At 46.4% G+C, this 16,919-nt stretch carries 13 protein-coding genes; 7 read left to right on the top strand and 6 right to left on the bottom strand.

Annotated features, from left to right (window positions below; genetic code table 11):
• The first annotated feature begins 134 nt into the window (after positions 1 to 134).
• Entirely contained in the window at positions 135 to 296 is a 162-nt protein-coding gene (locus ACLGGO_RS04090; protein WP_446418365.1) for a hypothetical protein, read from the top strand.
• A 22-nt stretch (positions 297 to 318) separates the two neighbouring features.
• Here ACLGGO_RS04090 and ileS read toward each other — a convergent pair whose 3' ends face one another.
• The 5 genes from ileS to mnmA form a co-directional block, all read right to left on the bottom strand.
• On the bottom strand, positions 319 to 3,816 hold the full coding sequence (gene ileS, locus ACLGGO_RS04085; RefSeq protein WP_446418364.1) for an isoleucine--tRNA ligase: 3,498 nt from the start codon (positions 3,814 to 3,816) through the stop codon (positions 319 to 321).
• Between the two features lie 117 nt (positions 3,817 to 3,933).
• Positions 3,934 to 5,346 carry a Ycf66 family protein gene (locus tag ACLGGO_RS04080; RefSeq protein ID WP_446418363.1) on the bottom strand — a complete coding sequence of 471 codons (1,413 nt, stop codon included), beginning with the start codon at positions 5,344 to 5,346 and terminating at the stop codon, positions 3,934 to 3,936.
• 320 nt (positions 5,347 to 5,666) lie between these two features.
• The gene (sat, locus tag ACLGGO_RS04075; protein ID WP_446418362.1) at positions 5,667 to 6,839 is read right to left on the bottom strand and encodes a sulfate adenylyltransferase; all 1,173 of its coding nucleotides are present in this window, start codon (positions 6,837 to 6,839) and stop codon (positions 5,667 to 5,669) included.
• A 370-nt stretch (positions 6,840 to 7,209) separates the two neighbouring features.
• Positions 7,210 to 7,785, bottom strand: a complete 576-nt coding sequence (locus ACLGGO_RS04070) for a Uma2 family endonuclease (protein ID WP_446418361.1) — start codon at positions 7,783 to 7,785, stop codon at positions 7,210 to 7,212.
• A 441-nt stretch (positions 7,786 to 8,226) separates the two neighbouring features.
• Positions 8,227 to 9,291: a tRNA 2-thiouridine(34) synthase MnmA gene (gene mnmA, locus ACLGGO_RS04065; RefSeq protein ID WP_446418360.1), complete on the bottom strand. Its 1,065-nt coding sequence runs from the start codon at positions 9,289 to 9,291 to the stop codon at positions 8,227 to 8,229.
• 1,000 nt (positions 9,292 to 10,291) lie between these two features.
• Here mnmA and ACLGGO_RS04060 point away from each other — a divergent pair.
• From ACLGGO_RS04060 to ACLGGO_RS04040, 5 genes are all read left to right on the top strand, one after another.
• Positions 10,292 to 11,359, top strand: a complete 1,068-nt coding sequence (locus ACLGGO_RS04060; protein ID WP_446418359.1) for a diguanylate cyclase domain-containing protein — start codon at positions 10,292 to 10,294, stop codon at positions 11,357 to 11,359.
• A gap of 254 nt (positions 11,360 to 11,613) precedes the next feature.
• The gene (locus tag ACLGGO_RS04055; protein ID WP_446418358.1) at positions 11,614 to 12,945 is read left to right on the top strand and encodes a sensor histidine kinase; all 1,332 of its coding nucleotides are present in this window, start codon (positions 11,614 to 11,616) and stop codon (positions 12,943 to 12,945) included.
• Positions 12,946 to 13,190: 245 nt separating this feature from the next.
• On the top strand, positions 13,191 to 13,895 hold the full coding sequence (locus tag ACLGGO_RS04050; RefSeq protein WP_446418357.1) for a DUF433 domain-containing protein: 705 nt from the start codon (positions 13,191 to 13,193) through the stop codon (positions 13,893 to 13,895).
• Complete coding sequence (locus tag ACLGGO_RS04045; RefSeq protein ID WP_446418356.1) at positions 13,892 to 14,323, top strand: PIN-like domain-containing protein; 432 nt, start codon at positions 13,892 to 13,894, stop codon at positions 14,321 to 14,323. Before ACLGGO_RS04050 ends, ACLGGO_RS04045 begins: the two co-directional genes overlap by 4 nt.
• Before the next feature lie 229 nt (positions 14,324 to 14,552).
• Positions 14,553 to 15,245 carry a carbonic anhydrase gene (locus ACLGGO_RS04040; RefSeq protein WP_446337602.1) on the top strand — a complete coding sequence of 231 codons (693 nt, stop codon included), beginning with the start codon at positions 14,553 to 14,555 and terminating at the stop codon, positions 15,243 to 15,245.
• Positions 15,246 to 15,431: 186 nt separating this feature from the next.
• Here ACLGGO_RS04040 and ACLGGO_RS04035 read toward each other — a convergent pair whose 3' ends face one another.
• Positions 15,432 to 15,674: a hypothetical protein gene (locus tag ACLGGO_RS04035; protein WP_006105755.1), complete on the bottom strand. Its 243-nt coding sequence runs from the start codon at positions 15,672 to 15,674 to the stop codon at positions 15,432 to 15,434.
• 461 nt (positions 15,675 to 16,135) lie between these two features.
• On the opposite strand from ACLGGO_RS04035, the gene ACLGGO_RS04030 reads away from it, so the two are divergent.
• The gene (locus tag ACLGGO_RS04030; protein WP_446418355.1) at positions 16,136 to 16,912 is read left to right on the top strand and encodes an MBL fold metallo-hydrolase; all 777 of its coding nucleotides are present in this window, start codon (positions 16,136 to 16,138) and stop codon (positions 16,910 to 16,912) included.
• Positions 16,913 to 16,919 lie beyond the last annotated feature (7 nt).

Here is a 16,919-nt window from a genome sequence, read left to right as displayed (position 1 = left end):
TTCCGACTAAAATACCTACTCATTTTTGAATAGACATGAGTAGGTATGATCGGGGATTATGTTACAGTTTCTAACCCCTATATATAATCATCTGCCGATCACGCCCAGTTCTTCAGAGGGCAGAAGGTTTATTCGTGATCATCGGTTTGATTCCGGGGATTCGAGAAGCGAGAAGAGATGATTTCACGCGATCGCACAAATCTCCCCAGCTCCTCCTGGGGATGATTATTATTCTCATCCAGCTCATCATTCGAGCATCAGCCGCCAAACGCTACCATTTTTTTGATGACGAATGACGAATGACGAATGACAAATACTTTACCATTGACCCGCTAAAGCCGCCCGACACCGTTCGCAAATCGTGGGATGCTCGGCTATTTTACCCACATAAGTGGAATAGTTCCAGCAGCGATCGCACTTTTCGCCTTCTGCTTTAACCACCCCCACCCAGACGAGATCTGACTGACTGCGATAGTTGACATTTTCCATCCCATCAGGGGAATCTAATACCTCAACTTGGGAGGCTAAAAACAGATAACGTAACTCATCCACCCCGTTACTGAGAACCGTAAACCGTTCGCCTAAAATTCTAGGTTGGGGTTGGGGTGGAGCTGGTGCTGGGGGTGCGGCGGCGGGTTCTACCGTTTCGGGTTCAGGTTGAACAGAAGCTTCACCCAATACCTCTGTTTTTAGCGATCGCACCTTCTGGGCTAATTCTCGCCGACTGGGTGCGCGGAGTAAATAGCGATTGATAAACCAAGCACTGTAGCCAATTCCCACCAGTTGCAACATATCAGCCAATAAGGGGAGGTGTGCGAGCGATTCTAATACCGTCGCCGTTACTTTTAGGGTAATGGGTACAGCTAACGCTACCCCCACCGTTAACCATAATCGCTGATTTTCGCTCAAGGCTTTACCCAGCGTCACCGATAGATTAGACAGAATCTGATTAACATTCCACCCCTGTTCCCCTGTCTTTGAGGGGAGCGTTTCGGGTGTCAGTGAGGCTTCTGCTTCCTGCGCCATCATCAGTTCAGGTTTCGGGGTTTGCAGCCACAGGCGCGGAATCCCGCTGGGGTTTAATTTCCGCAACTGGTTTCGTAATTGAGCATCGGGGACATAGAGCAACACTTTCGCTTCTAGGGAAGAACCTATCATCTTCTCTGCCCTAGCTTGCTCTAACACCTTATTCACCTCGGTGCGGATATTGCGTAACCTTGTCCACTTCTCTACTAATTCCGGCTTTTGCCACCTCTCATTTAACTGCACCCATCCCGACTCAAACACCGATTTATAGGGTGTCGGGTAGGGCAGGTATTGCCAGATATCTTCGGCTGTATGGCATAATACAGGGGCAATTGATCGGGCTAAATTCTCCAGTGCGATCGCTAATACCGTCTGACAACTGCGCCGTCGTACCGAATCCGGGTGACTAATATAAAGACGATCCTTGGCAATATCCAAATAAAAGTTCGACAACTCCACCACACAGAAATTCTGCACCGTTTGGAAGAAGCGGAAAAACTGATAACTTTCAAACGCCTCCGTCACATCGCCAAACACCTCCGTCATCCGGTGCAACATATAGCGATCGATTTCCGGTAACTGTTCATACGCCACCGCATTTTTGCCCGGATCAAAATCATGGAGATTTCCCAATAAGAACCGTGCTGTATTGCGAATTTTGCGATAAATATCGGCAAGTTGCTTGAGTATCCCTTGACCAATGGGGACATCTACTGAATAGTCCACAGAGGACACCCATAGCCGCAGTATATCTGCTCCGTAGGGGGGTTCCTGTTTATGGTTCTTCCCCCCTTCAATAATCGTCGCTGGATCTACCACATTACCCACGGATTTACTCATTTTGCGTCCTTGTTCATCCAGAACAAAGCCATGAGTTAATACTGACTTATAGGGTGCACAGCCATTTGTCGCCACACTGGTGAGTAAACTGGATTGGAACCAACCCCGATGTTGATCCGAGCCTTCCAGGTACATATCCACCGGATAGGATAATTCCTCACGCGGCTGGACAACTCCCGCCCAAGAAGAACCAGAGTCAAACCAGACATCCATGGTATCTGTACCTTTACGGTACGTGCGACCATTATTCTGGTAGGATTTGGGCAATAATTCAGTCACCGACAGTTCCCACCACGCATCAGACCCTTTTTCCGCAATAATCTCTTGTACATGGGCGATGGTTTCTTCCGTCAGCAGGGGTTCATTAGTTTCCTCGTCATAAAATACGGGAATCGGTACACCCCAACTCCGTTGGCGAGAGATACACCAATCGGAACGTTCCGACACCATAGCGGTAATCCGGTTTTCTCCTTGGGGAGGAATCCACTTCACTGACTTAATCGCCTGCATTACCGCCTCACGGAAACCATCCACCGAAGCAAACCACTGTTCCGTCGCCCGAAAGATAGTCGGTTCTTTAGTGCGCCAATCGTAGGGATATTTATGCACATAGTTTTCCTCTTTGAGGAAAGAACCCGCCTCTTTCAGGGCGTCAATCACCGCAGGATTGGCATTTCGCAACACATTTAACCCCGCAAAGGGTCCCGCCTCGGCGGTAAAGTCCCCATTTTCATCCACGGGGGAGATGATCGGTAAATTGTAGCGCTGACCCACGATATAATCTTCTTGACCATGACCCGGTGCGGTATGGACTAATCCGGTTCCCGATTCCGTGGTTACATAATCGCCACCGATAACAATCGGACTTTCCCGGTCAAATAGGGGATGACGATAGGTGCAATGTTCTAATTCTTTCCCTTTCAGGGTGGTTTTAACGGTTAGATTTTTGTCCAGAGTTTGACAGAGGCGTTCCACTAATTCCGCCGCCACGATTAAGTATTTAAATCCTTCGGCTTCCGTCTCTGGGTTGGCTGATGCTTCAGCATCAGAAGCCTCTTCCTCTGGAACTGGGGCAAAGCCTTTTGCCCTTGTCTGACTTGGCTTCGAGGATTTCTCAGTATCCTGACTTGCCGATTTTTGAGACACTTCCACAACCGCATAAGTCAGTTCTGGATTTACCGCCACCGCCAAGTTACCGGGAATTGTCCAGGGGGTTGTTGTCCAGATGGCGACACCTAAATCTACTAAATAGGGTTTTAGCCTAGCTTCCACCGCGTCTGTGGCTTTAGTCAGGGGAAATGCAGCATAAAGACTGCGGGAGGTATGTCCTTCTGGATATTCTAACTCCGCTTCGGCTAGGGCGGTTTGGGAACTTGGGCTCCAATGAACGGGCTTCATTCCCCGATAGATATAGCCTTTTAGCACCATCTGACCGAAGACGCCAATTTGAGCGGCTTCGTATTCAGGGGTTAAGGTAAGATAAGGATCGTCCCAGTCTCCCCAAACGCCATACCGTTTAAACCCTTGGCGTTGTTCCTCAACGGTTTTTAGCGCAAATTTTCTTGCCTTGCGCCGCAGTTTTATCGGGGTTAGGGCTTGTCTGTCTTCTGGGTCCATTGCTTGCAGGACTTTCAGTTCAATGGGCAAGCCATGGCAATCCCAGCCAGGAATGTAGCGAACTTTATACCCTTGCAGCAGTTTATATTTATTGATGATGTCTTTAAGAATTTTATTTAGGGCGTGTCCCATATGTAGTGCCCCATTCGCGTAGGGGGGACCATCATGCAGGACAAAAATATCACCGGGATTCGTCTGTGACAGTCGCTGATAAATTTGTTGGTCTTGCCAAAATTGTTGCAGTTCCGGTTCCCGTTTGACCGCGTTTGCCCGCATATCAAATTGGGTTTGGGGCAGATTTACGGTGTCTTTGTAGGATTTAGCTTCTGTCACAGTTCGACCTGTTGGCTAGTGGTTGTACTTAGATTGTGGGGATATTTCCCGATTATCCCTTTTTACAATAGGGAGCGTTATGTATCCCTACATTATGGGTGAGAATTTGCCATCATTTCAACTGAATGAGGGAGGATTTTGTGAATCTGGGGATTGTCTGGTTTGGGGATCACCTTCACCAATGGGTTCAGCGGGGGGCGATAATGGTGCTTCTGGGGCAATGTCTGCGACTGGGATGTCTTCGACTGCTGAGGATTCAGGTTCCGCCGATTGGTTCGCTGCGTCTACCTGTTCGGGTTCAGGGGGATTCGGGCGTCTGAGGGGTTCGGAGTCGGTGAGTTTAGTCTCCTGGATGGTAAATTCCTCTGGGGTTTCTGGGGGTTGGGTGTCTTGGTTTTGCGGGAGTTCCGGTTCCGGTGGCTGTGTTTGTTCCCCGAAGGTAGTGTCAACTGTTTGGGTTTCCTCCCCTGCGGCTGTCTCTTCTATCTCCTGACTCGGAGTTGGAGACTCCTGGAATAGGGTGTCTGGCTGACTGAATTCAGGGATTTCTGGTTCGGGTAATGTGGAGGTATCCTCTGGGAATGTCTGAGGTTTCTTTGTTTTAGCGGGTTTCGATTTACCTTTTCCGAAGAGATTATTGAAAAAGCCGCTAATTCCCTGGCGTTGTTTGGGTTGTTTCTGGACGGGTTTTGCGGGTGTCTCGGCTACAGGTGTTTCAGTTAAGGTTTGTTCTTCTGTGGGTGTCTCGGCTACAGGTGTCTCAGTTAATTTCTGTGCTTCTGTAGATATCTCAGCTACAGGTGTCTCAGCTACAGGTGTTTCCTCTGGCGCAAATTCCCCTATCGGTTCTGGCGGCGTTGTTTCCTCAGCCGGTGCTTCTACAAGTTCAGTTGGCGTTGTTTCCCCTGTTTCCATGACTTCAACGGATTCGGTGATATCCGCCATTACGGGTTCTTCTGGGGTTTCCTCGGTTACCCCTGTGGGAGAAGCCAAGGGGACATCGTTTTCTTCAGATGGAGGTTGCACCTGTTCAGTTATCTGCGTAACTGTCTCCGGAAAAGGTTCTCCAATTTCCGTTTTTGCCATTGCGATTTCCGTCTCTGAAACGACTGGTTCAGTTATGGGTTCCGGTTCAGTCGCGACTGGGGTTGGCGTCACTGGCTTTTTACTGAACACACGGGCGACGGGTTGAATAACTGCGCTTTTGCCCAATTGGAATATGCCAGAACGGGCTATTTTTTTCTGAACCTGGGGCGAAATTTCCGTTTGGGCTTCGGGTAAGGCTAACTGTCGCCGCATCATCAGGGTTTGCCAGCCTAACCACCCCAACAGAGATACACTAGCGATTTGACTCAGGAGTACCGCCCCAGTAATCCTTCCCCCACACACCCACAAGACGAGGGCGTAGAAAAATCCTACACCACTCCAGAAGAAGTCGCTTTTGCGGTGGACTTCGGGAAAAAAGAATGCTGCCATGTAATAGGCAAAGCTACCAAGACCGATAACTAACGCGAGGATGTATGGCAACATTAGGCGGGTACTCCTTGACTCAGACGTTCATTGTAGATGGTATAGGGTTCATGGCTTACTCAGTCTAGACCGATGAACCCTATCCCTATTTTCAGCAGTTAGAGTGCGATCGCGCCAAGTCAATCGTAACGAGATGTTACAAACACCCTTTGTTCGCCGCGTTATCAGCAAACACGGTAGGGGCGGGTTTTACTACTATCGTTTCTTCCCCTTACAACAATGGGGGTTAGGGGATGAGGGTGAAGCCAAGGAAACCTAATAAAATCTTAGGCTAAAGCCCTTACTACAAACTACAAACTCCAAACCCAACTGAGAGAATATCACTCTTCTACCTTCATCGCCTTGGCTAATTCCGCCGCAACTAAAGGGCGAGAAAACTGCGGCGGCGGTAACTCCCCTTTACGCAACAATTCCCGTACCTTAGTTCCTGATAAATGAATCCGTTGATCTGGAGTGCTAGGACTTGTCTTGGCTGTTGCCATTGTCTCCGTCACTTCGCAGTAAAAAGCGTGTTCAAATTTTAGCGGAATAATCCCCAACTCATCCGGCTCAAACTCCTCAAAGATATGCTGAGCATCGTAGGTTCCATAATAGTCACCCACACCCGCATGATCGCGCCCCACAATAAAATGAGTACAACCGTAATTCTTACGCACGATCGCGTGGAAAATGGCTTCCCTTGGACCGGCATAGCGCATAGCGGCTGGGTTAATCGCTAAAATCACCTGGTTTTTAGGGAAATAGTTATCCATCATAATTTCATAGCAACGCATCCGCACATCGGCGGGGATGTCATCGCTTTTGGTTGCACCCACTAAGGGATGCAGGAATAAACCATCAACAATTTCCAAGGCGCACTTAATGATATATTCATGCGCCCGGTGGATGGGATTACGAGTTTGGAAACCCACCACCGTTTTCCATCCCCGTTCCTTAAATAACATCCGAGATTGAGCCGGATCAATTTGATACTTAGGAAACAGGGGATGGGGATACCGTTGTAATAACCAAACGGGACCTGCCAGATTTACATCCCCTTGGTTATAAACCACCTTGACACCCGGATGCTTTTCCTCATCCGTGCGGTAAACATTCACCGCTTCCCGCTTTTTGTCATAGCGATACTTTTGCGTGAGTTCTAAAACTCCGACAAAGCGCCCATCCTGATCATCCAGACGCACTAAACTGCCTTCCTTTAATGGTTCAGCAATGTCCTCATTAACGGATAGAGTAACTGGGATAGACCAAGGTAAACCGTTCGCCAGACGCATATTATCGACGACTGACTCATAATCCCCTTGCTCCATAAACCCAGTCAAGGGACTAAATCCACCAATCGCGATTAAGTCTAGATCAGATGCTGCCCAGGCATCTAGTTGCACCCTGGGTAAGGAATCCGCTTTCTCCAAAAATTCCGAGCGCTGTTGTTCTGAGGCAATGCGATTGATAAGTTGACCCCCATGAGGGGCGATTCCATCCGAATGCTTACTCAATGTCTTTCCCTTTATGCGTCAACTGCATCTCCAAAATAATCTGCTTTATGGGTTCAGGGCAATTATTCGTCTTATGTCATACTCACTCCCGAAAAGAAGCAAGCTACTGTCAAATGGCACTAGAATAAGCATTTTGGGAGCGCCAAAACCTTTGATATACCGTAGGGTGGGCATTGCCCACCAGCCTCATCTGAGCGTGACATTCAGTTGAAGGCTGAAGCTTGGACGACGAAGGACGCGATCGCACGATTTTCTGGTATACTTATCACGATGGAAAAATGTGCCTGCCTATAACCTCTTCATTAAGCGTTTCAGACACAGATAGTAAAGGGCGCGATCGCACATTCCTCATTCGGGTTCTGATTGACAATCACCAAAGAGAGTTTAAATTTAGGGTAAATCCAGGTAAAACCTCTTCTGCGGAGAGAGTAGCCGGAGTCTCTAAAACTTCAACCTCCTGCTGGGGACGATAAATTTCCACTCGTCTCATTCCCGGCGCAATTAACCAACCCAAACGAGCGCCATTCTCAATATATTCCTTCATTTTATCTTGCGTGGCTTTTAACGTATCCGAAGGAGACATCAATTCCACCACAAAATCAGGGCAAATCGGCGGAAACTTGGTTCGTTGTTCGGGAGTCAGAGCATCCCAGCGTTCCTGTATTACCCAAGCTAAATCTGGAGAACGATTAGCGCCATTGGGGAGTTTAAAACAAGTAGAGGAGTCAAACCCAATCCCTAATCGAGTTTGGCGATTCCATATCCCAAAATCAATGACCAGTTCAAAGTTTTGATTTCCGGTTTCTCCGCCAGTTGGGGGCATAATAATCAATTCTCCTTGGGCATTGCGTTCAAACTTTAGCTCAGGATTAGCCCGACACAATTGAAAAAATTGGTCGTCGGTAAGCTGAATAATCGGGTTAAAATCTATCGTATAAGCGGTCATTTTACTGTTACCTGTTCGCTCAAGTTACGTGGATGCATCACCTGTCCGTAGGGGTACACAGCGTCTCTAAGGTCTAGCTTAGACTATAACCTTAGCGGAAAAGGTTCAGGCGATCGCACCCTGTCTCTGATATAGTCTTTACCGATGACAATGGAGCCTATAGCCTAAAACCGTTGATTGATAAACGATTCGGATACAGGAAATCTAAATCAGGACACGATGGTATCGTGTCCCTACCCAATCAATTCTCCCGTAGGGGTACGGCAATGCCGTACCCTTGGTTTAAGGCTACGCTCCCCAGAGAATTTGCTGGATTGAGGAACGAAACCCAGCCTACTCATGGACAGATTGAACCATTGCCAAAACAGTTACCGTAGGTGGGCAATGCCCACCCTACAGAACAACCCCCCATATCCCAGACGTGCCATGCATGGCGCGTCTCTACACTACATCCTGCTTGCGTTCAATAATTCCACCGCCTAACAGCATCTCCCCGTCATACAAGACAGCGGCTTGTCCGGGAGTAATGCTAAACTGCGGCTGCTCAAAAACAAGTTTCATCCGATTCCCCTCTAGGGGAATAACTGTCACATCCACAGGGCGACTGCGATAACGCACTTGCACAGACGCTTGAATCGGAGTCGTGGGCGGATGAATCGACACCCAATTGACTCGCCCCACGGTACAATCCGGTTGCGTTGCACTGGTGCGATCGCCTACAATAACACGATTCGCCCCAGCATCAATCGCCACAACATACAAAGGTTCAGGTGCAGCAATGCCGAGTCCTTTGCGTTGTCCAATGGTGTAATGGTGAATTCCCTGATGCTGACCTAAAACCTTACCATTAGTATCCACAATGTCACCCGTGGTTTGGGAAATATATTTATCCAGAAACGTCCGCATCGAACCGTGAGATTCAACCAAACACAAGTCCTGACTTTCGGGTTTATCCGCCGTCTTTAACTGATACTCAGCCGCCAGTTGTCGCGTTTGCGTCTTCTGGAGTTCGCCCAAAGGAAATATCGAAGCGGCGAGTAAGTCTTGGGTTAAGTCGTAAAGGAAATAAGACTGGTCTTTATTAGAGTCTACCGCCCGCAGCAACTGATAGCGATCGCTCTTAGCATCATAGCGAATCCGCCCATAGTGACCCGTGGCAATTTTATCAATGCCTAACGTCTCCCGCGCATAAGCGAGCATCGGACCAAATTTAACCGTTTTGTTGCACTGAGAACAAGGCAAGGGCGTGATTCCCGATTCATAACCCGAAACCAGATAATCGACGATATTTGCCTGAAAAACCTCACGAGTGTCTACAATATGATGGGGAATGCCCAGTTGCTCACAAATAAACGCCGCATCGACCATCCCCTCAGAACAGCATTGACCCTTGCCTTTCATCAGCCACAGGGTCAGACCAACGACTTCATAGCCTTGATGATGTAGGGTAGCGGCGGCAACTGAACTATCAACTCCACCGGATAGACCGACGACAACTTTATTCATCGAAAATCGGGGTTGGTAAGGGGGCGAATGGAAACCCCTGTCATTTATGTATGGGGAGGAATTCGTTCCCTTACATAAATAGCAGTCCGACAGGACTTCCTTTTTGGGAAGTGCATCGGCTCCATTTCCCGTGTACAAAACTGCATTATTTGTACAGACGTAGCATGCTACGTCTGTACAAACCCCTACCGCCTTGGATTTACTTACCTCGTTCGATGTATTGCGTTCACCTTTCGTCTGGGCAATTACAGACTCGTGTTTTCAACCTGTACGATATGGGTGGGGTATGGTTGCCCCGAACTCCCGTTTGGAGGGGTGACGTTAGCCTCGCCAATGTTACGCCTCGGTACTATCTCCAACACACTGGTTTAACCCTATAAGCCTGTTTAATGCTGGAGTTCTAGAGCATGGGACTGGCTTACGCGCTACGCGCACGCTACGCGAACGCATCCCAAGGTAGGAACTTTAACTCTTGGGCGTAACGTAGACCTCGTAGGTCTTAGGCTGGTCAGGTATAGGCAATTTCGATGCCTCCGGCTTATAGCCGTGGGGTTCCTGACGACATGAATGGACAACTAATCCTTTTGAAAGATCAATTGTTGATCTAGGCTAACATCCCCATCGGCTATTTGGTTTGTGGGGAACCTAATCAAGCTTTTACTGTTGTCGGTTGGGTTGAACTGATTCTGGCACGCCGACACAAAAAAATCTTACCCTTTTACCCTTCTACCCTTATCAGGTTTGTTGGGTGGGGTCTCATCCCTCGACCCCACTGACCTGCTAAGTTGATCCGGTAAAAATCCATCCTATAACCAAATCTTTACGAGTTGGGTCACAAAACAACGATTGATTACTTTATTATAACCTAACCTTAACCTTAATTTTTGGGCTTAACTTAATTTCAATCTATCCCCTAAAAACTGTATAATTTAAGTCCGAACTATTTGCAAGTCGGTGTTAAGGTTTAATTTTTTACAGTTGCTAGAGAGAAGAGAGAACCATGATGGACTCATCAATGTATTCTATACAACAGTCATCTACGCAACTTGAGACCTCTTATCCAGAGATTAAACAATTGAGTGTAAATGCGACGCTGCAAGAATTACCTCTTTATAACTTTCAATTTGAAGCCTCTCAACCTGGAGAAGAAGTGGCTCATATATTTCAACAAAATCCTGTACTACCAGGAGTTATTTTAGTTGAACGGGGGAGATTTATGGGGATACTTTCGCGGCGACGGTTTCTGGAACAGATGAGCAGTCCCTATGGACTGGAACTCTTTTTGCGGCGACCGCTCAAATCGCTATATCGTTTTGCCCAAACCGAGGTGTTAGTTTTAACCGGAGATACCCAAATTGTTACAGCAGCACGGCATTGTTTAGAACGTCCTCCCAGCTTACTCTACGAACCAATCGCGGTGGAGTTAACCACCCAAACCTATCGTATATTGGATGCTTATCAATTATTAGTGGCTCAGTTGTATATTCACGAACTAGCCACCCGGTTACTCAAGCAACTTTATCAGGATTTAGAAGTCGCCAACCTGCAATTAGAAGAACTCGCCAAGTCGGATGGGTTGACAGGAGTTGCTAATCGTCGGCGATTTGATGACTATTTACAAACCTGTTGGAAACAACATTGTGTAGGAAACTCTTGGCTATCGCTGATTATGTGTGATGTTGATTGTTTTAAATACTACAATGATACTTACGGTCATCAGGCGGGTGACGAGTGTTTACGACAAGTGGCGGCGGCTATCCAGCGTCAAGTTAAGCGACCCGCAGATTTAGTGGCGCGTTATGGGGGTGAAGAATTTGCAGTCATTTTACCCCTGACTCCTATCGAGGGCGCAACTCAGGTGGCTCAAGGGATTGGAGAAGCGGTGAGGACTTTAAATATTCCCCATGCAACCTCTTTGGTGAGTCAGTGCGTTACCTTGAGTCTGGGTGTGGCGAGTACTATTCCCAATCCACGACTATCACCGACAACCTTGACCGCAGTCGCCGATGCTGCATTATATCAAGCCAAAGCCGCCGGACGCGATCGCGTGGTTGTCTATACCCGTTAGTCTTAATTCTGATGGATAACTTCAACCGTCTCTATTTTATACCAGGGATTGTCTGCCAAAATTAAATCAATTTTCTCTCTTCGCTTAGTTTTTATTAAAGTTTAATCGTTTATTAAAACGCTATTAACCCTTCAGAGCATCTTCATTTTCTATAATATTTCCTATAAACCAACTATTAAATCATTTTACAAACCAAATGAAAAATGGCTAATTGTGAGTTTAGATACAAGTTAGAGTCTTAATTTTATAGTTTTATGGTTTCTCTGCAACACACCTACCCCGAACTATCCGTCTTGCCTCAACTCAAGACCACTAATCTGACGTTAGATTCCACCATCCGAGAACTCAATCTCTATAACTTTCAGGTGGAATCGGTTCAACCGGGTAGAGACGTGGCTCAATCGTTTCAATTAAATCCTCTATTACCCGGAGTTATTCTTATTCAACATAGAAAAATTATCGGCATGATTTCGCGAAGGCAGTTTTTGGAACAAATGAGCCGTCCTTATGGATTGGAACTGTTTTTGAAACGTCCCCTTCATTCCTTATACCGCTTTGTCAGTGCAGACGTTTTAATCCTCCGAGGAGATACAAAAATAGTTGATGCTGCTCGCCGTTCACTTCAGCGTACACCGAAATTCGTATACGAACCGATTGTTGTCGAACTCGAGCCAGGAACCTATCGCTTATTAGACGTGCATCAAGTACTCGTGGCTCAGTCGCAAATTCAGGAACTCACCACCCAGCTACTGCACGAGCAAACTCAAGCTCAAATGATTCAAACCGAAAAAATGGCAAGTTTGGGACAAATGGTGGCTGGGATTGCTCATGAAATTAAGAATCCCGTCGGCTGTATTACCGGGAATTTTGAATTCTTAGATGATTATTGTGCTAAGTTAATCGAGCTATTGACAGCCTACGCCGCAGAAGTTTCACAGCCATCAGAAGATTTAAGTCAGCTAAAAGAGGAGCATGAACTCGACTTTATCTTAGAGGATTTGCCAAAAATACTGACTAGCATGAAATTAGGCTCAGAACGATTAACCAAAATCATTGGTAGTCTGCAAAACTTCTCACACATGGATGAGTCTAAACATCAGCCTGCGAATATTCATGAGTGTATCGAAAGTACATTAATTATTTTAAATAATCGGATTAAGACAGGGATCAGGATAAGTAAAAACTATGCAAATTTGCCGCTTGTTAATTGTTCATCCGGTCAGCTTAGTCAGGTTTTCATGAATCTAATCAGCAATGCCATTGACGCCCTGAATGAAAAGATAGAAAAAGTCGGAAATGGGTCTGGCTCATGGCAGCCTCAGATTGAGATTAGCACTCACCTGTTACCAGAGAAGGAAAGAGATTGGGTTTTGGTACAAATTGGTGATAATGGTACAGGAATAGCACCCAATATTCAAGAGCGAATATTTGAGACATTTTTTACGACCAAGCCAGTCGGTAAAGGGACAGGATTAGGGTTAGCGATTACACATCAGATTGTCACCGAGAAACATGACGGGAAGTTATTAATGCATTCGCAGTTAGGGAAAGGTACAACATTTGAAATCTTGTTGCCATTAGAGTAATCCATCTATAACCATTGGATAACTATCTCGCGCCTGTTCGAGCTTCTTGAACGCTTTCGGCTTCACTTTCATCTTGATTTCGATTACTGTGTCACCCCTTCAGGTGTGTTAGCCCAGCTTAACCCACCATTACCACTATGGATAGCGTAGCTGCGTAATTCCTGACTATTTTTACCTTAAGGATTTAATAAAACAGAGACATTCAGGCTTAAAATAAAAACAGATAGAGGGGAAACAACATCACAATGATTGATATTTATGGCGGTAAAGATCCACGCGACATTCCCACTTACTCGGCTGGGGACGCATCCCGCTACCTGAATATACCATACTCAACCATTCGGTCTTGGACAGTCGGCTATAAATACAAAGTTACAGACGGCAATAAAGAATTTGAACCCGTCATCGACATTAAGAAAAGAATACCCTTAACCCTGACATTCATCAACCTAATTGAAATTCATGTTCTCAGAGCTATCCGCCAACATCATCACATCGACTTAGCAAAAGTTAGAGCGGCATTAGATTACATCAACAAAACAATTCATATCCGCCATCCCCTCGCACATAAAGAATTTTATACAGATGGTGTTGATTTATTCATTGACCATTATGGCTCTCTTATCAATGCCTCACAGGATGGTAAAAGAATCCTAAAAAATGCCTTAGAAACCCACTTAGAAAGAATCGAATCCGATGAGCAAGGTTTAGCCCTCAAGCTATTCCCATTCACCCGCAATCAAGAAGAAAATAACCCACGTTTTGTCGTGATAGACCCGCGTGTTGCCTTTGGTAGAATGGTCATTGCAGGTACAGGAATTCCTGTAGATGTCATTGGCGAACGATTTTATGCTGGTGATTCTTACCAACAGCTTGCCGATGACTATGAATGTGAAATCGAGAAAATCGAGGAAGCTATACGCTGTGTGAGTCGCCCTGTTGCTGCATGAATCTCAAGCCAAAAACAACCGTCTTTTTCATTGATCGCTGCTTAGGAAAACATCCCATTCTAGAAATGCTGAGAGAAACAGGGGTTAGCGTCGAAATTCATGATGATCATTTTCCACAAAATACCTTGGATCAAGACTGGATACCACAAGTTGGAGAATGGGGTTGGATTATCCTAACAAAAGATGCACGCATTGCTAGAAATACCATAGAACGCCAAGCTGTAGCCCGTGCAGGCATTCGGATGTTCACCCTTGCCTCGAAAAGACTGTCTGGAGAAGAAACAGCGACCGCCTTTCGAGATGCCTTACCATCCATGCTGAAATTCATTTCAAAAAATCAGGCTCCTTTCATTGCAAAACTGTATAAAGATGGCAAAGTGGTGGCTTGGAAAGACGCCACCGACTTACTCGATGAAATTGGGTTTTGAAACTCTTGCCTAGCAATGATTTCGATGCTTTCCAGGAAAAAATGCTTCGCTAACGCGGACTGAGTTATCAGGGGGTTTGTTATTGGTTCCTCTATTTAAGGAGATCTCCTTGTCTTTGAAGTACGCCTATTTCCCTGTCAGCCTCAACTATCAGATTAAATGCGTGACAGCTTACACTTGTGTGGGATCATAGACAATGATGTCCCCTTGTCTTCGGAAACGTTGATCGATGAAACAGTTAATCAAGGGTCTGCATGAGTTTCAGACCAATTACTTTACGGCTCACCGGGAGCTATTTGAGTTACTCTCTCAAGGACAGCATCCGCGAGTTCTGTTTATTACTTGCTCAGACTCCCGGATTGATCCCAATCTGATGACCCAAACCAAGCCGGGTGAAATGTTTATCATCCGCAATGCGGGTAACATTATTCCTCCCTATGGGGCGACGAATGGCGGAGAAGGTGCAGCCGTTGAGTATGCTATTCATGCGTTAGGCATTGAAGATGTGATTGTTTGTGGTCATTCCCACTGCGGCGCGATGAAAGGATTGCTGAAACTCAGCAAGCTGGAAGAGGAAATGCCAATGGTTTACGAATGGCTCAAACATGCGGAAGCGACGCGGCGGATTATTAAGGAACATTACCAAAACTATGAAGGTGAAGATCTGCTAAATGCTTCTATTCAAGAGAATGTTCTCAACCAATTGGAAAATCTACGCACTTACCCCGTAATTCAGTCTCGACTCAAAGCTGGTAAATTGCAACTCCATGCTTGGGTTTATGAAATTGAAACGGGAGAAGTTATGGAATATAACCCGATTCAAGGTCAGTTCGTACCACCGAGAACCCAGTTTGCTAGAGCGACTTGGATTACGCCAGAACAGCAAGAGCGTATTTTTAAAGGCTCTTATAATGATCATTAGGTTGTCATTCGTCATTCTTGGCAAGTAACCAGTTTTTGCTGATGTATAGGTGTTGGCGACGCTCATTTTGAGTGGAACCTAGACATGAGAACGCGAATGCTTTTGGATAAGGGCGGGTTTTGTTGATCAGTTATTACCTGACAAACTTACCTGAGTGGCTAAACCCGCCTCTACGAATGCGTGACTTTAGTCTGATGAATCAATCAGTGCCTTAATGACGCCGATTTTAGCTTGGGAAACTTTTGACCCTAAGGTGGGATTAGTCGAACCAATAAAATATTCTCCCGTTGGTAGATAATGCAATGCCAATTCGGGATATGTAATAATCTCCCAATCTTTATAGATTTCGGTCTTTTCATGACTATGGCTGGGTCGATTACTTTCGTAACACCAGCCTGCGGCAAGTAATTTTTCGATTAGGGTTGACATGGAAAATCAGCTAATTCTCGGATATAAATTTCGGGAAACTGTCATGCATTTACATTAGGTATCGATGAATGGTACTGACTTAGGGTTGGTGGGCAATGCCCACCCTACGGTAGGGTTTAAATGCTTAACAGTTCCGACTCGCTTTTGGTAGATTTCCCTGTATCCGTCTCTACCCTAGCATTCGTCATTCGTTATTTGTCAGGGGTCATTTGTTTACACCTGATACCAAGTCGCAGTCATACGCCATGTCCGATCCTTTGAATCGAAGGATCAAGTCGGGGCGGGTTTAGTTGCATCTGGGTGCAATCAACAAGATAGTAGTGAAAGTGAGCCCCTACACAATCAAAACTATATGCCGTGAAAAGTCAGCAGCGCCCCCTCGCACCTCCTAAACAACGGGCAGAAACTTTAAGAAACTTTACAATTGGGAGAGATGACCTCATCATAATAGTCGGACTGCTATGCACCTAACCTACTTCGGCGCCAATAGCTGGCTACTCGAACTCGGGCAAAAACACATCCTGATTGATCCCTGGCTTGTGGATTCCTTAATCTTTGGCAATCTTCCCTGGTTGTTCAAAGGCGACAAACTTCCCGCCTTGGATGCGCTTCCTGATCAGATAGACTTGATTGTGCTATCCCAGGGACTAGAGGATCACGCCCACAGACCCACATTGGCAAAGCTGGACAAGACAATCCCCGTTGTTGGTTCAGAGAGTGCCGCAAAAGTGGTGAAGGAGTTGGGCTATACTCAGGTGACACCGTTAGCCTTTGGTCAAACCTTCACCCTCGCTGACCAAATTGAAATCCGCGCCTTACCGGGGGCACCGATTGGTCCTTTTTTGCAGGAAAACGCCTATCTGATTAAACAGTTAGATAGTGGCACAAGTCTCTATTATGAGCCTCACGGGTATCCATCGGAGCAGTTAAAAGAGTATGCTCCAATCGATGTGGTGATTAGTCCCGTGGTGACATTGGAATTGCCTGTGCTTGGACCCATTATCCAAGGTCATCATAGCGCACTGCAACTGGCTCAATGGGTGCAACCGCAAGTGTTTCTACCTACAGCCGCCGGAGGTGGAGTTAAGTACGAGGGAGTGCTAGATTCCCTGCTGCATCAGGTTGGTAGTTTGGAGGAGTTGCGATCGCAACTGGCACAGCACAACCTATCCACTCAGGTGATTGACCCTCAGCCAAACGAAGTGCTCGAACTCAACCTGACACCTCAAATGGCTTAATCCATTG

The organism is Coleofasciculus sp. (genome assembly GCF_046565525.1).
Lineage (GTDB): Bacteria > Cyanobacteriota > Cyanobacteriia > Cyanobacteriales > Coleofasciculaceae > Coleofasciculus.
This window is presented reverse-complemented; position numbering and strand designations above follow the sequence as displayed.

What these genes read in the sequence shown, in the direction of transcription:
- ACLGGO_RS04080 (WP_446418363.1), bottom strand. Translation starts at nt 5,346, where the DNA reads ATGTTGCCATACATCCTCGCGTTAGTTATCGGTCTTGGTAGCTTTGCC.
- ACLGGO_RS04070 (WP_446418361.1), bottom strand. Translation starts at nt 7,785, where the DNA reads ATGACCGCTTATACGATAGATTTTAACCCGATTATTCAGCTTACCGAC.
- mnmA (WP_446418360.1), bottom strand. Translation starts at nt 9,291, where the DNA reads ATGAATAAAGTTGTCGTCGGTCTATCCGGTGGAGTTGATAGTTCAGTT.
- ACLGGO_RS04060 (WP_446418359.1), top strand. Translation starts at nt 10,292, where the DNA reads ATGATGGACTCATCAATGTATTCTATACAACAGTCATCTACGCAACTT.
- ACLGGO_RS04055 (WP_446418358.1), top strand. Translation starts at nt 11,614, where the DNA reads ATGGTTTCTCTGCAACACACCTACCCCGAACTATCCGTCTTGCCTCAA.
- ACLGGO_RS04050 (WP_446418357.1), top strand. Translation starts at nt 13,191, where the DNA reads ATGATTGATATTTATGGCGGTAAAGATCCACGCGACATTCCCACTTAC.
- ACLGGO_RS04045 (WP_446418356.1), top strand. Translation starts at nt 13,892, where the DNA reads ATGAATCTCAAGCCAAAAACAACCGTCTTTTTCATTGATCGCTGCTTA.
- ACLGGO_RS04040 (WP_446337602.1), top strand. Translation starts at nt 14,553, where the DNA reads ATGAAACAGTTAATCAAGGGTCTGCATGAGTTTCAGACCAATTACTTT.
- ACLGGO_RS04035 (WP_006105755.1), bottom strand. Translation starts at nt 15,674, where the DNA reads ATGTCAACCCTAATCGAAAAATTACTTGCCGCAGGCTGGTGTTACGAA.
- ACLGGO_RS04030 (WP_446418355.1), top strand. Translation starts at nt 16,136, where the DNA reads ATGCACCTAACCTACTTCGGCGCCAATAGCTGGCTACTCGAACTCGGG.